Raw genomic sequence first — 14792 nt, 5'->3', positions numbered from 1 at the left:
ATCCACGCCATGCCCATGAACCGTATCGTCCCCGAGCCGCTCGCCAAGCTGCCGTGGCGCGTCCTCCTGCTGGTGGTCGCGATCGGCTGTTTCGGCCAGGTCGTGCTGTATTCCGCGGCCGGCGGCTCGCTCAAGCCCTGGGCGCTGTCGCAGGGCATCCGCTTCTTCGTCCTGCTCGGCGGTGCGATCGCTTTGTCCTATGTCCCCGAGCGGACGTGGAAGGCGGGATCGCTGCCGGCCTATGCACTGATCGTCGTGTCGCTGGTCGCGGTCGAGATCCTCGGCAAGGTCTCGGGCGGGTCGCAGCGCTGGCTCGACCTCGGCTTCATCCGCCTCCAGCCCTCCGAGTTCATGAAGCCCGCGATCGTGCTCGCCTGCGCCAAATTCTACGACATGCTCCCGCCCGGCGAGACGCGACGGTTCAGCGCGGTATGGCCCGCCGCGCTGCTGATCGGCGTCCCCGCGGCGATCGTCATGAAGCAGCCCGATCTCGGCACCGCGCTGATGATCTGCGCGGGCGGCGCGACGGTGATGTTCCTCGCCGGCATCCCGCTGCGGCTGTTCGCGGGCGGCGCGATCACCGCCGCGGTGGCGATCCCGCTCGCGATCAATTTCGCGCTGCACGATTACCAGCGCAACCGCATCCTCATCTTCCTCGATCCCGAGAGCGACCCGCTCGGCACCGGCTATCACATCAGCCAGTCGAAGATCGCGATCGGCTCGGGCGGGATCTGGGGCAAGGGCTTCCTCCAGGGCACGCAGAGCCACCTCGACTACCTCCCCGAGGGGCATACCGACTTCGTCTTCGCGACGATGGCGGAAGAATGGGGCTTGGTCGGCGGCTGCCTGCTGATCCTCGCCTTCCTGCTGGTGATCCGCTGGGGAATCGAGGTCGGCCAGCGCGCGCAGACCCGCTTCGGCCGGCTGACCGCCGCCGGGCTGTCGACGACGATCTTCTTCTACGTCGCGATCAACCTCATGATGGTGATGGGCCTCGCCCCCGTCGTCGGCATCCCGTTGCCGCTGGTCAGCTTCGGCAGCTCGGCGCAGATGACCGTGTTGCTGTGCCTCGGCATCCTGATGTCGATCGACCGCCAGAACCGCAAGACGGTCGGTTGGTGAGCCGAAAACCGGTTTAATGCGCGAAAAAGCGGCCTGATCGACCAAAACGGACTCGGATCGACGAAAAGGGGGTTGCGGCCCCCGATGAGTCTGCTAACAGCGCGCCTCCAGCAGCGGGGCGCCACACCAGGGCGCCACTCAAAACCGCCCCGGAATGGACGCATAGCTCAGTTGGTAGAGCAGCTGACTCTTAATCAGCGGGTCCTTGGTTCGAGCCCAAGTGCGTCCACCAGAATTTCCAACGGCTTCGCAGCGATGCGAGGCCGTTTTGCTTTGGGCTTGCCGCAGTGGCTGCTCGACGTCGGCCCGGCGCTTGTTCGAGAGCTCCGGGCAGGTCGGTTCGAGCGCGCACTCGACGTTCGGCACAATCCTTTCGGTCGTGGGTTCCTCCGCTATGACATTCCCCGACTTCGACAGCAGCACGACGACCACCGATGACGGTTCGGTCGAGCCGGCCTATCGCCACGCCCCCTTGCGGATCGCCGTCATCGCCCATCTGCGGCATCCGATCGCGATGCCGTTCATGGGTGGCATGGAAGCACATTGCCATCAGCTCGTCACCGCGCTGGTGGCGCGCGGGCACGACGTCACGCTGTTCGCCAGCGGCGACAGCGACCCTGCGCTGCCCCTGCACCCGATCGCCGAGCGCCACTATGAAGCGGTCCTGCCCTGGGCGCAGTGGCACGGCACGCCGCAACTGACCGCGTTCCAGGATGCGGCGTTCGCGCGGGCATGGGAGGCGATCGGCGCGGGCGCGTACGACATCGTCCACAACAACACGATGCACCCGACGCTGCATGCCCTGGCGAAGCGCGACCGCACGGCGATGGTGACGTCGCTCCACGTCCCCCCGTTTGCCGGCCTGGCGAACGCGGTCGCGGATACCAGCGCGGACTGGTTGCGGCAGACCGTGACATCGCACGCGCATCTCGCGACATGGTGGACGACGCCGCCGGCCACGGTTTCGGTGGTCCACAACGGCATCGATACGGCCCGGTGGCGGTTTCACGCCGTCGGCGATGGCCGGGCGATCTGGGCGGGCCGCATCACCCCGAACAAGGGCACCGCGGTCGCGCTCGAAGCGGCTACTCTGGCCGGGATCGAGCTGGACGTGGTCGGGCCGATCGACTGCATGGATTATTTCACCGACCGGGTGGCACCGCTGCTCGATAACGCCCGTGTCTATCGCGGCCATCTCGGCGGCGACGCGCTGGTCGAGGCGATCGGCACGGCATCGGTATTGCTATCGACGCCGATGTGGGACGAGCCATTCGGACTGATCGCCGCCGAAGCGCTGGCGTGCGGCGTGCCCGTCGCCGCGCTCGACCGCGGCGCGATGCGCGAGGTGGTGGGCGATTGCGGCGTGCTTGCGACCGACGCCGCCTCGCTCGCGCAGGCGATCGACCGTGCTGCCGCGATCCCGCGCGCCGCATGCCGCGACCGGGTGACCCGGCTGTTCTCGCTGACGGCGATGGTCGAGGGCTATGAACGCGCCTATGCGGCCGCGATCGCTGGCGCCCGCGCCTCGAGTTGCGCCAGCACCACGGAGGTACTCGCATAGGGCTGGTCGACCTGTTGCCGGGTCAGCGCTAGATCCTCCTCGGACACGGTGCGCAACCGCACATGCTCGCCTTCGCGCAGCGTTATCAATCCCATGAGCGTGAAGGCCTTCAGCCAATGCTCCATGGTGAAATGCCCCCATTTGTCGCGAAAGCGCGCGGCATTTGCGATCACGCTGTCGACATGATGGACCGGGGGCATGTGGTGCGGATGATATTGGTGATAGACGCGCGCGCCGCGTACCCAGTGGATGGGGATGCCCGCGGTCATCGCGACCCGCCCGAAATCGGTATCCTCGCCGCCATAGCCGACATACCGCTCGTCGAACCCGCCGAGTGCGAGAAACGTCGCGCGCCGCATCGCGAAGTTGAGCGACCAGAAACAGCGATAGTCGGTGCAGTCGCCCAGGGCCTCGACGGGGGGCCCTGCCCGCTCGGAATGCTTGACGCCGAGCGCCGCGAACCGCGCGAAATCGAGCCCCTCCGCGGTCGCGCCCGATGGCAGGTACAGCACCTCGCCCATCAGCACCGCGTCGACCGCCCCCAGCTGCGCCAGATAGTCCGCGACGAGCGATGGCGCGGGGATGCAGTCGACATCGAGGAAGATCAGCTGTTCGCCCTGCGCCGCCCGCGCCGCCGCATTGCGTGCCGCGGCCAGCGGAATACCGTCGGCGCCGATCATGATCTGCCGGATCGGAAACCGCGTCTCGGGCAGGTCGTACGCGTCGGCCTGCATCACTGCGATCACGAGTTCGTCGGGTGCCCTAGTCTGCATGTCGAGCGCACGGACGACATTGGCGAGGTGGGCCGCACGGCCATGCGCGAGGGTGCAGATCGAGACGGTCATGTCAGGCTTTCGCATGGTGGGTAGAGGGTGCAAGTTGGGTCAAAGCAGGTGCAGGGTCGGACGGTAGCGCGACGACCGGCTGCGCCCAGGCATCGTCCGCGACCTTGGCAAGCCACGATGCCGCGTCCCGCGCGGCATCGGCGGCATACAGCGCGTGTTGACGGGACAGGTCGAGCGTCGCGGCGCGGGTCCAGGCGTCCATCCACGCGCCGGCATGCGACGGCCAATGCTCGAGCATGGTCGCCGCCCCGGCTTGGTCGAGCGTTCGCGCCTTCCAGAGCTGTTCGTCGAAATAGCGCCATTCGGGAACGACGATCCATGGCCGGCCGATCGCCGCGATCATGTGCACCGTCGTATTGCCCGCCGACGATACGATCCGGTCCGCCGCCGCGATATACAGCGCCGGGGTGTCGACCCAGCCCAAATGCCGCAGGTTGCCGGGCGCAGTCGCGTGCCACTCCTGCTCGACCGCGCCGATCGTCAGCCAGAGCGCGTCCGGTTCGGCGCGCGCACCCAGCGTGAGCGGAGTCGCGGGCGTACCATTGCCACCACCGCCAGCGACGACGACGACGATCTCGGCGTCGAGCGGCAAGCCAAGCGCGGTCCGTGCCGCGCTCCGGTCGATCGAGTCGATCTCCACCCCGACGCCGGGGGCGTAATGCGTCTTGGCGAGCATCCAGTCCGGCCGCCCCGGCTGCTCCAGCGATGCCGAATAGGGCGCCAATATGCCCAGCGCGGATTCATACGCCGCCATGTGCCCGGCATCACTGCGGTCGCCGTGCTGGAGGACGCTGACGCACGGGACCGATGCGATCCGTGCCAACAGCGCGAGTTCCGCCGAGACGTCGGTGACGAACAGCGCAGGACGGGCCGCGTCGAACCAGGTCGCGATCGTCGCAACCGCATGCGTGATGCTCTTCCACCCGAGCGGCGCGCAGTGAAGACTGGACGGCGTGCGGACATTCGCCAACCCGATCGGTTCGTCGCCCGTCACTTCGAACAGCGACGGGATCGTGCGGATCGTCACGTTCGACGCGAGCGGCGGAAAGATGTCCGCACGCGCCGAGAACAGCACCACCGGCCGGTCGGTAGGCAACGCGTTGACGATCGCCGCTGCGCGCTCGGCGTGGCCGCGTCCCTGATGATGGACGAAATACCCGATCGGCCGCGTCATGCCGCGCGTTCCATCGCGAAGGCGCGCATTCCCTCGACGATACCTGCTGCATGCGCACCGCGCGCCAGATAGATGGTGGGGCGTCCGACCAACCCGGCAAGCTCGCTGCTGTGATTGGCGACGAGAATGCCGTTGCGGCAGATCGAGAGCATGTCGAGATCGTTGCCGCTGTCGCCCGCGGCATAGACATGATCGCGCGCGATCCCCAGCTTGCCCGCGACCCACGTCATCGCCGCGCCTTTGCCCGCGCGCTCGGGGACGATGTCGAGCAGACGGCCATGACTGTGGATGACGCGTACCGGAAGGTCGGCCACCGCCGCGCGGATGGCGGCGACCACCGCGGGCTCTTCGGCGAAATAGCTGCGCTTGTGACGCCGCTGCTCGACCGCCGGCTGGCGCTCGACACCCGCCAACCCGCAGACCAACCCGTCAACCGCATCGGCATTCCAGCCTGCATCGATATGCACGCTATACTCGGCATCGGCGATCAGCCGCGCACCGTCACGCCAATAGATCTCGGCACCGACCGACGTGACGAGAACCTCGGGCGCAGGCTGCCCCCATTCCCCGAGCAACCGCTCCGCTTCCTGCAAGGACCGTCCGGTCGCGACCCCGAAGGCGAGGTTCGGCTGCGTCTTCAGATACGTCGCCATGCTGAGCGCGCCGACCGTGCATCCGGTCAACGTGTTGTCGATATCGCACAACAACAGCCGCGACGGGCGCGGCTTCACCGTCCGGATCGCCCGAAGACCCTCGACGATCGCGACGAAGCGCGCGGCATAGCCGTTCCAGTCGAGCATCCGGGCATTGACGCGCCCGGCGCGGGAGGCCCGCTTCCAGGCGATCCGATCGTCGAGCAGCGCGTTGATCGCAGCGGCAAACCCGGCGTGATCGCGCGGGTCCGCGACCGACCCGTGCCCCAGTCGAGCGACGATGTCCGCGGGGCCGCCATGGCAGGTCGCGACGACCGGCAGACCGTGCAACGCGGCTTCGGTCAGCGTCAGACCATAGGGTTCGGTCAACGCGGGATTGACGAAGACGCCACCGGTTTCCTGCGCGAGCGCATAGAGCGAGGCAACATCGCCCGCGGTATGGCGCTTGGGCAAGGCGAGCGTCCCGTAGAGGTCGTGCTTGTCGAGCCCCGCCAGCAGACCCCCGATGACCGCCCGCTGTTCGTCCTCACCGGTATCGGGCCCGTCGCGCAGCCCGGCGACGATGACGAGATTGGCGCGATCGCGCAGCCGCGGGTCGGACGCGAACAGATCGATCAGCCCGACCAGGTTCTTCTTGGCGACGGGACGCGCGATGGCGAGGATGATCGGCTTGTCGGGTGTCCGCAGGAACGGCGCGATCAAGGCCCTCGCTCTGGTCGGGTCTGCCGGTGCGCTATCCGCGAGGCCCGCGCCCGGCGGCACGCAGTGGATCTTCGCCGGACACGCCGATGGATACAGCATCAACTGCCGCTCGGCCTCGTCGCGCGAGGACGCGATGATCGCGTCGGCGGCGGCGATCGCGCGATCCTCTTCGGCGATCCGCGGCGCCAGCGTCCCGTTCGAGCCTGACGAACACCCCGCTTTCTCGATGCCGAGCGAATGCGCGGTATAGATGAAGGGGATGCCGAACCGCTCGCGGACCAGCGCGGCAACGTCCGCAGCGTCGGCAAAATGCGCGTGGATCACATCGGGCCGCCGCTCGAGCGTCTCGATATGGTCGATCAACGCCTGCGCGAAGGCCGGGCGATCGGCAGCGCCGGTCCCCTTGCCGAGATAGCGACGGTTCGCGGTCGCGATGCGCCGAATCCCGAGCTTCGCCGACACCGGCTCATACGGCACGGCATAGGCGCCGCCGAGGTCATCGTCTTCGATCAGCCGCGTGACGATCTCCACCGAGTCGACATCATCGCGCGCCGCCAACGCCAGCGCCGCACCCAGCGCGTAGGTGATATGTCCGCCGGTGTCCTCGGTAAGGCCAAACTCGATCGGCGGCCCCTTCAAACATCCACCGAGGGCGATCGCCATAATAAACAATAGAAACCAACCCCAATGCCAATGTCTTCAAGATAGCCCGATATCGTCCGCTGTTAACGCATCGTTCAGTTTGAAGGTTGCGCAGGCCGACACCATTTGCCCAGTAAATCATCTTAACCGAAATTAGGTCGTTTTCCGGCCGGGGCGCCGTCTCGCTTTTTGCAATCGTGACAGCAGCAATGTCCGGGTATCGGCGGGAACGCGCGGCTTGCTGGTCAGGTCATAAGTGACTGCGCCGATGATCTTTGCCTGCGACTTCGGTTTTCCAATCGCTCCGGGCGACACCTCCTTAACGTGCGGCAAAGCGGCTCGCCGTATTACCGATGCCCCTCGCAGGCTCGCGGTCGGGTATTTGAACGTGTCAGCCGCCGTTATGATCGCGTGGACCGGTGCGCTGCGCTATGCGGCGCGGGTCCGCGGAGACTCGGCGCTCGCCGGGCTCGACCTGATGATGGAGCCACGATGATCGACCATCCCACCCGCCGGACGCTGATCGGCGCCGGGCTTGCCGCCGCCACGACGGGCGTGCTGCCCGGTACCGTCTCGAGCGCGATCGGGCGGGCGCTCGCGATCCCCGCCGATGTCCGCACCGGCACGATCGCCGATGTCGATCATGTCGTGATCCTGATGCAGGAAAATCGCGGCTTCGATCATTATTTCGGCACCTTGCGCGGTGTCCGCGGCTTTGCCGATCCACTACCCATTCCGCTGCCGGAGAACCGTGACATCTGGTCTCAGGAAACGGCGGACGGCCGCCACGTCGCCCCGTTCCATCTGTCGACCGACGAGCATTTCGCGCTGATGCGGATGGCGGGCACGCCGCATACCTGGCCCGACGCGCAGGCGGCGTGGGATCACGGCCGGATGGCGCGCTGGCCCGCGGCGAAAACCGAACGCTCGCTCGGCCATTACGCGCGCGCCGACCTGCCCTTCCAGTTCGCGCTCACCGAGGCGTTCACGATCTGCGACGCCTATCACGCCGCAATCCAGACCGGCACCAACACCAACCGCATCATGCTGTGGACCGGCACCAACGATCCCGCCGGTACGCACGGTGGCCCCGCGATCGGCAATTCGCACGACAGCCTGCCCGGCGATGGCGGCTGGCCCGAGGGGTATCGCTGGACCACCTATCCCGAGCGATTGCAGGCTGCCGGCATCGACTGGCGGATCTATCAGGACATGGCGGACAATTTCACCGACAACCCGCTGGCCGGGTTCGCCGCCTATCGCGGCGCGGTGCCCGGCTCGGCGCTGCACGATCGCGCGATGACCACGTACGGGCTCGACCGGTTGCACGCCGATGTCGTCGGCAGGACGTTGCCGCAGGTCTCGTGGATCATCGCGAATGCGGCCGGGTCCGAGCATCCCGGCCCGTCGAGCCCGGCGCAGGGTGCCGCCTATACCGCCGCGGTGCTCGATGCGCTGACCGCCGATCCGAAAATCTGGGCACGGACCGCCCTGTTCGTGATGTTCGACGAGAATGACGGTTTCTTCGATCACGTGCCGCCGCCCGCCCCGCCCTCGCCCGACGCTGGCGCGCCGGGCGGTTTCGCGGGCGCATCGAGCATCGCCACCGCCGCCGACTATCATCATGTCGCCAGCCCCGGCGAGGCGAAGTCGGATACGCCCGAATGTCGCGGCCGGCCTTATGGTCTGGGCCCGCGCGTACCATGCTACGTCGTCTCCCCGTGGAGCCGCGGCGGCTGGGTGAATTCCCAGGTCTTCGATCATACCTCGGTGATCCGCTTCCTGGAAACGCGCTTCGGCGTGGCCGAACCCAACATTTCGGCCTGGCGCCGCGCGGTGTGCGGCGACCTGACCTCCGCGTTCGACTTCGCGCGCGCCAACGGCGCAGCCCCTGCCCCGCTACCCGACCCGCGCGCGACGGCCGCACGCGCCGCCGCCCTGAAGGGGCAACCCGATCCGCGCGCGCCCGCGGCCGGTGCGCGCCCGCCGCAGGAACCCGGTATCCGACCCTCGCGCGCGCTCCCCTACGACCTGGACGTGACGGTCGCGCGGATCGGCGCGGCGGGGATTACGCTCGACCTTGCCTGTCGCGGTGCGCCGGCGGTCGTCCACGTCTATGATCGCCACCGGCTCGATCGTATCCCACGGCGCTACACGCTCGCCGCCGGTGATCGCATCGCGGCGACATGGCCGCTCGACGACGAAGCGCGCTACGATCTATGGCTGCTCGGCCCGAACGGCTTTCATCGCCACTTCGCGGGGCAAAAGACCGCCAAGGCCGTGTCGTGGCGGCTCGAGCCGGTGCGCGAAACGCTTTCGGTGACGGTGCCGCCGGGCCTGAAGGCGGTGTCGCTGCGCCATACCCAGGCGCATCGCGGCTGGCGTGGCGACGGGCGGCCTCATCCGTTGTCGCTCGCCGAGACCGGCGGCTGGTACGATATCCTCGTCACTGATCCCGCCGATCCCGCCTTCCGCCGCCGTATCGCCGGAAGACTGGAAACCGGACGCTCGTCATGGTCCGAACCACCACTCGCACGCGCAGGATGACCGCGACGCGCGACGCGTGGCGATCGCAGGCAGGTTGCTGGCGTGGAACGGTCGTGTTCGCGGACCGCGTTCGATTTCGCCACACCCCCGGCGCCGTCGCCGACAGTCTCGCGGTCACCGGACGATCGGGCCGGGTCGAGCGGGCTCAGGCAAGGCGTTCCGGATCGACGGGCGTATAGTGCGGTACGAGCAGATGGATCACCAGCAGCGCGACGAAATAGGCGCAGCCGGCGACCACGAAGATCGGGCCATAGCTGCCGACACCTGCCAGGATCGTGCCCGCGAACTTCGCCATCAGCATCCCGCCGCACGCCCCCGCCAGCCCGCCGAGACCGATCACCGATCCGCCCATGCCGCGTGGGAACAGGTCGCCGGGGATCGCATATACGTTGGCGGAGAAGCCCTGGTGGCATGCGCACGCCAGGCCGATCGCCGCGACCGCCCACCACAATCCCGGCGCCTGCGCGGCGAAGATGATCGGTAGCGCGAACAGCGCGCACACGAACAGTGCGGTCTTCCGCGCACGGTTGGGCGTCTGGCCGCGCGCCAGCAGCCGCGACGAGAACCAGCCGCCCGCGACCGATCCGACATCGGCCAGCACGTACACGGCCACCAGCGGCGGCCCGAAATCGAGCATCTTCACGCCGTATTGCCGGTTGAAGAAATCGGGCAGCCAGAACAGGAAGGTCCACCACACCGGATCGATCAGGAACCGACCGAGCATATATGCCCAGGTCTGTCGCAACCGCAGCAGGGTGCGCCAGCGAACCGGCTTGGCGGCGGGCACCGGGTCGGCCTCGATCCACGCCAGTTCCTCGGGCGTGATGCGCGGATGCTTGCGCGGCGATCGGTAGAAGGCGAGCCACGCCACCAGCCAGATCACGGTCAGCGCGCCGGTCGCGATGAACGCCATCCGCCAGCCGAACGTCACCGCGATCACCGGCACGATCAACGGCGTGAGAATCGCGCCGACGTTCGAACCCGCGTTGAAGATACCGATCGCCAGCGCACGCTCGCGTTGCGGGAACCACTCGTTCGCCGCCGCCAGTGCCGCGGGGAATGCACCCGCCTCGCCGATCGCGAGCGGGATGCGTGCGAAGATCATCATGCCGGCGCTCGTGAACAGCGCATGCGCGACATGACCGATCGTCCACAGCGTCACCGCGACCGCATAGCCGATCTTCGCGCCGACCCGGTCGACGAACCGCCCGAACAGAACATAGGCGATGCCGTATGCGGCCTGGAACGCGATCGCGAGATCGGCATAGCCCTGCTCGCTCCAATTGTAGCGCGCCTGGAGTTCGGGTTTCAGCACCGGCAGCACGAGCCGGTCGATATAGCTGAGCGCTACCGCCGCGAAGAGCAGCGCACAGACGATCCACCGCACTTTGCCGCGCGGTTTCTCGCTCGCAATGGCGGCGCCGTTCACCAGTTGCACAGCGTGCCATCCTCGAGACGCGCGACGGGGAGGTAGGCGCGCTTGTAATCGTAGGTCGCGGCGAGCTCCTCGTCGATGTCGACACCGAGCCCTGGCGCCTCCCCCGGATGCATCATGCCGTCGTCGAAACTGTACGCATGCGGGAATATCGCATCGGTCTCGTCGGTGTGCGGCATATGCTCCTGCACGCCGAAATTGGGCACCGACAGCCCAAAGTGCAGCGCCGCCGCCATCGCCACCGGCGACAGGTCGGTCGCGCCGTGACAGCCGGTCCGCACCTGGTACAGGTCGGCGAGCGACGCGATCCGGCGCAGGTGCGTGATACCGCCGGCATGGACGACGGTCGCGCGGATATAGTCGATCAGCTGGTTCTGGATCAGGTCCTTCGCGTCCCAGATCGAATTGAACACCTCACCCACCGCGATCGGCGTCGTCGTGTGGTGGCGGATCAGCGTGAACGCCTCCTGGTTCTCGGCCGGCGTCGGATCCTCGAGCCAGAACAGATTGTACGGCTCGAGCGCCTTGCCGAGCCGCCCCGCCTCGATCGGCGTCAGGCGGTGGTGAATATCGTGGAGCAGGTGCACGTCCCAGCCGATCGCCTCGCGCGCGGCCTTGAACAGTTCGGGGACGACGCGGAGGTATTTCTCGGTCGACCACACGCTCTCGCTCGGCAGGTCGGCATCGGCGGGTTCGTAGCGCGCGCCATGCTTGGCGACGCCGTAGGTCGAGGCGAGCCCCGGCACGCCGCACTGCAGCCGGATCGCCTTATAGCCCTTCGCCTGCTCCGCCTTCGCGACGGCGATCGTGTCCTCGATCGTGGTGCCGTTGGCGTGCGCGTAGACCATGCACGCATCGCGCGCCGCGCCGCCCAGCAACTGGTACACCGGCATGCCCGCAAGCTTGCCCTTGATGTCCCAGAGCGCCGTATCGACCGCAGCGATGGCTGCCATCGTCACCGGGCCGCGGCGCCAGTACGCGCCCTTGTAGAGATACTGCCAGACGTCCTCGATCCGGTGCGCGTCACGACCGATCAGACACGGCACGACATGATCGGTCAGGTAGCTGGCGACGCTCAACTCGCGGCCGTTGAGCGTGGCGTCGCCGAGCCCGGTGGTACCGTCGTCGCATTCGATCTTCAGCGTGACGAAATTACGCCCCGGACAGGTAACGATGACTCGGGCGGAAACGATTTTTGGCATCGATGGTCCTTCAGGGACTTTCGGTAAGGATGTTCGGGCATCATGCGGTTGCGCTGGCCTTAGGGGCCGAGGGCGACGTCGCCGGCGCGACCTCATGCCCGATCGTCGCAGGCGTCAGGGTGTTGCCGCGGTCCCCCTGTGGCGTGGCGGCAGGGCCAAGGCCGTGCGCGATCGCTTCGATCTGATGCCGGACACCGTGATCTCCTATCGTAAACGCGACAATCTTCCGAGCCGCCGCTGATAGCGATACCATGACGGACCGCCCGCAATCATGTCAAACCAAAAGCTAGGTGGACGGCTGACCAGTGCGATCGCTCCGATAGGCGGCGTATCGATCGCAACGCCCCCTGACCGCAGCGATGCTGCCCCGCTATCGCCGAGGCATCACCGCCGTCCATCAGACCGCCGCTTTGCCGTACGCCAGGCCCAGCTCCAACCCGCGCAGTTCCGCGAGCCCGCGAAGCCGTCCGATCAACGAATAGCCGGGATTGGTCCGCTTGTTCAGATCGTCGGCCATCTGGTGGCCATGATCGGGACGCATCGGCAGGCTGCGGCCCGTCCGTTCCTGCAAGGCCGCCAGCTCGGTCAGGATCGCCGGCATGTTCGCATCGCCCGCCAGATGCGCAGCCTCGTGAAAGGCACCGTCGGGCTCGCGTTGTACCGACCGCAGATGGACGAAGCCGATGCGGTCGCCGAGCCGCCGGACGATGCCCGGTAAGTCGTTGTCCGCGCGCGCGCCGAACGAGCCGCTGCAAAAGCACAGCCCGTTCGCGACCGAAGGCACCGCTGTCACCAGCGCGCGCACATCCGCCTCGGTACTGACCACGCGCGGCAAGCCGAAGATCGGAAACGGCGGATCGTCGGGATGCACCACCAGCCGGATGCCTTCCGCCTCGGCAACCGGACACACCGCCTCCAGGAACGCGATATGGTTCGCCCGCAGCGCCGCAGCGTCGACCTCGGCATAGGTCTCGATCTGCTCGAGCAGTTGCGCCGAACTGAAGCTCTCCTCGCTGCCCGGCAGACCGGCGATGATCGTCCGCTCGAGCGTATCGCGCGCGGCGGCGTCCATCGTCGCGAACCGCTCGGCGGCGCTGGCAACCAGGTCGGACGCGTAATCCCGGTCGGCATTCGGGCGACGCAGGATATGGATATCGTAGGTGGCAAGCGCCTGAAGCTCGAACCGCAACGCCCGGGCGCCGTCAGGCAACGCCCAGCTCAGATCGGTCCGAGTCCAGTCGAGCAACGGCATGAAATTATAGGTCACCACCTCGACGCCCTGCCCCGCGAGATTGCGCAAGCTAGCGATATAGGCAGCGATCAGCCGGTCCCAGTCGCCTGTGCGCCTCTTCAGATCTTCGGCGACGGGCAGGCTTTCGACCACCTTCCACTCGAGGCCAGCCTCTTCGATCAGGATCCGGCGTGCGGCAATCGCGTCCGTCGTCCAGACATCGCCATTGGCAACCTCGTGCAATGCCGTGACGATTCCGGTCGCACCGGCCTGCCGGATGGCCTGGAGCGGCACCGGATCGCGCGGGCCAAACCAGCGCATGGTCTGGGTCATCATCATTCGCCGATCATCCCGTCCTGTCCACGCTACGCTGGCGTGCCCCATCGTAATAGCAGCTATCTAATTGGTCTGACAACTTGCAAGCGCCGGCTTGTGCGCGTTTCACTATCTGGCGCTGCCGCCATAGCGTTGCCGGGTGCCCGCAAGCGCGAGCCGTGCCTGTTCCATCGCCATTTCCTCGGTCTGGAACAGCAGGTGATCCATGACCGATGTCAGATGCCCGCGCATCGCCGCGCGCGCGCCGACGGCATCGTGCGCGCGCAAAGCATCAACGATCGCAATGTGTTCGGCGATGACGGGGCGCACCTTGGCGTTGCGCGCCTTGGCGTGAAGAAGCGCGCATTCGGGCGATGTCGATCGCAGATGCCACAGATCCTCGATCGTCCGGACGACACCGGCATTTCGGGTCGCCTTCGCGATCGCCATATGAAAGTCGCGATCGGCGATCTCGGTCACTTCGACGCGCGTATTTTCGGTCGTCATCGCCTCGACCAGACGGTCGAGCACATCCAACTCCGCATCGGTGATCTGCGCGGCGGCGAGCGCTGCGGCCTCACCCTCGAACATGATCCGGGCCTCGGTCAGTTCGAACGCGGTGATCGCAAATCCCGGCTCCTCTCCCTGCCCCGGCAACCGACAGACATAGGCGCCGGAGCCAACGCGAACTTCGATAAAGCCCTGCACTTCCAACGCGATGAGCGCTTCCCGCACGGCCGGCCGGCTTGCGCCGTATTCGATAGCGAGTTCCCGTTCCGCGGGCAGCCGATCGCCGATCGCATAGGTCCCGGCAATCAACTCGTCGACCAGGCGCCGCGCGATACGCTGATAGAGGCGATCGTTGGCCGGGACGTCGTATGCCCCAGCCCTTACCGGTCCATTGCGGGATACAGATTTCGCCATCGGACTTACCAATTCCCTTGTTTGTCGGAATGTCTACAGCGACCCGCGAAGAAAGCGAGCGCCGCCGCATCGATGCTGGTCGGAAGCCCGGTCCGCGGATCAATGTCCCGGGCTAGTGCTGCGACACTAAACGTGACTGCGGGAAGCGTTGCAAATGCGTCAGCGCTCATCGAGGCACGACGCGATACGGCCTGCGCCTTCGGATCCCCTCCTTCATCCTTCGTTCTTCACCACCGAGCAGTTGGTTCGTGCTGTGATTTGCCCATCACGATGCCCGAGCTGCTGCGAGCGATGCATTGTCGAGCTCGGCATGAATCCGGAGATGCCGGACCGTGTGCTGCGGGGGCGATGTTTCGTGCCGCCGCCACGGGCTCTTCGTGGAGCCGCAACGGCGGCTTAACACCTCGTCGCCAAACTCGCCCTGCACCCTGCGCCAATT

Annotated in this window: 10 protein-coding genes and 1 tRNA gene; 4 read left to right on the top strand and 7 right to left on the bottom strand. The window is 67.0% G+C overall.

The genetic code is table 11. The features are described 5' to 3' along the window. Positions 1–15 precede the first annotated feature (15 nt). The 3 genes from rodA (at position 16) to ASG20_RS02190 (ending at position 2683) form a co-directional block, all read left to right on the top strand. Positions 16–1122 carry a rod shape-determining protein RodA gene (rodA, locus tag ASG20_RS02200; RefSeq protein ID WP_093397059.1) on the top strand — a complete coding sequence of 369 codons (1107 nt, stop codon included), beginning with the start codon at positions 16–18 and terminating at the stop codon, positions 1120–1122. Positions 1123–1278: 156 nt separating this feature from the next. Further along, positions 1279–1354: transfer RNA gene (locus ASG20_RS02195), tRNA-Lys, on the top strand. 162 nt (positions 1355–1516) lie between these two features. Further along, positions 1517–2683, top strand: coding sequence for a glycosyltransferase (locus tag ASG20_RS02190; protein WP_201780661.1), 1167 nt, complete (start codon positions 1517–1519; stop codon positions 2681–2683). Here the strand turns inward: ASG20_RS02190 and ASG20_RS02185 are convergent. From ASG20_RS02185 to ASG20_RS02175, 3 genes are read right to left on the bottom strand one after another with little or no spacing between them, the layout of a single operon-like run. Further along, a complete protein-coding gene (locus ASG20_RS02185; protein WP_056047910.1) occupies positions 2617–3528 on the bottom strand; it encodes a glycosyltransferase family 2 protein in 912 nt (303 codons plus the stop codon). The genes ASG20_RS02190 and ASG20_RS02185 overlap by 67 nt on opposite strands. Position 3529: 1 nt before the next feature. Next, a complete protein-coding gene (locus ASG20_RS02180; protein ID WP_056047907.1) occupies positions 3530–4702 on the bottom strand; it encodes a glycosyltransferase in 1173 nt (390 codons plus the stop codon). Beyond that, entirely contained in the window at positions 4699–6720 is a 2022-nt protein-coding gene (locus ASG20_RS02175; RefSeq protein ID WP_082470696.1) for an HAD-IIB family hydrolase, read from the bottom strand. The genes ASG20_RS02180 and ASG20_RS02175 overlap by 4 nt, the downstream gene beginning before the upstream one ends. A gap of 471 nt (positions 6721–7191) precedes the next feature. Between ASG20_RS02175 and ASG20_RS02170 the strand changes: the two genes are divergently transcribed. Next, entirely contained in the window at positions 7192–9246 is a 2055-nt protein-coding gene (locus ASG20_RS02170) for a phosphocholine-specific phospholipase C (protein WP_056047901.1), read from the top strand. Positions 9247–9391: 145 nt separating this feature from the next. On the opposite strand, the gene ASG20_RS02165 is transcribed toward ASG20_RS02170, so the two are convergent. The 4 genes from ASG20_RS02165 to ASG20_RS02150 form a co-directional block, all read right to left on the bottom strand. Continuing rightward, on the bottom strand, positions 9392–10678 hold the full coding sequence (locus ASG20_RS02165; RefSeq protein ID WP_231420401.1) for an MFS transporter: 1287 nt from the start codon (positions 10676–10678) through the stop codon (positions 9392–9394). Then, positions 10672–11883 (bottom strand): D-mannonate dehydratase ManD, encoded by a 1212-nt coding sequence (gene manD / locus ASG20_RS02160; protein WP_056047899.1) that lies wholly within the window; start codon positions 11881–11883, stop codon positions 10672–10674. Before manD ends, ASG20_RS02165 begins: the two co-directional genes overlap by 7 nt. 397 nt (positions 11884–12280) lie before the next feature. Continuing rightward, positions 12281–13447: a mannonate dehydratase gene (gene uxuA / locus ASG20_RS02155; RefSeq protein ID WP_236698728.1), complete on the bottom strand. Its 1167-nt coding sequence runs from the start codon at positions 13445–13447 to the stop codon at positions 12281–12283. 111 nt (positions 13448–13558) lie between these two features. After that, the gene (locus ASG20_RS02150) at positions 13559–14353 is read right to left on the bottom strand and encodes a FadR/GntR family transcriptional regulator (protein ID WP_056047893.1); all 795 of its coding nucleotides are present in this window, start codon (positions 14351–14353) and stop codon (positions 13559–13561) included. Positions 14354–14792 lie beyond the last annotated feature (439 nt).

This window comes from Sphingomonas sp. Leaf198, from assembly GCF_001424005.1.
GTDB lineage: Bacteria > Pseudomonadota > Alphaproteobacteria > Sphingomonadales > Sphingomonadaceae > Sphingomonas.
This window is presented reverse-complemented; position numbering and strand designations above follow the sequence as displayed.

Excerpts from the sequence above, each read along its gene's own strand:
- ASG20_RS02150 (WP_056047893.1), bottom strand. The coding sequence starts at position 14,353 with ATGGCGAAATCTGTATCCCGCAATGGACCGGTAAGGGCTGGGGCATAC.
- ASG20_RS02175 (WP_082470696.1), bottom strand. The coding sequence starts at position 6,720 with ATGGCGATCGCCCTCGGTGGATGTTTGAAGGGGCCGCCGATCGAGTTT.
- rodA (WP_093397059.1), top strand. The coding sequence starts at position 16 with ATGAACCGTATCGTCCCCGAGCCGCTCGCCAAGCTGCCGTGGCGCGTC.
- ASG20_RS02170 (WP_056047901.1), top strand. The coding sequence starts at position 7,192 with ATGATCGACCATCCCACCCGCCGGACGCTGATCGGCGCCGGGCTTGCC.
- ASG20_RS02185 (WP_056047910.1), bottom strand. The coding sequence starts at position 3,528 with ATGACCGTCTCGATCTGCACCCTCGCGCATGGCCGTGCGGCCCACCTC.
- uxuA (WP_236698728.1), bottom strand. The coding sequence starts at position 13,447 with ATGACCCAGACCATGCGCTGGTTTGGCCCGCGCGATCCGGTGCCGCTC.
- manD (WP_056047899.1), bottom strand. The coding sequence starts at position 11,883 with ATGCCAAAAATCGTTTCCGCCCGAGTCATCGTTACCTGTCCGGGGCGT.
- ASG20_RS02180 (WP_056047907.1), bottom strand. The coding sequence starts at position 4,702 with ATGACGCGGCCGATCGGGTATTTCGTCCATCATCAGGGACGCGGCCAC.
- ASG20_RS02190 (WP_201780661.1), top strand. The coding sequence starts at position 1,517 with ATGACATTCCCCGACTTCGACAGCAGCACGACGACCACCGATGACGGT.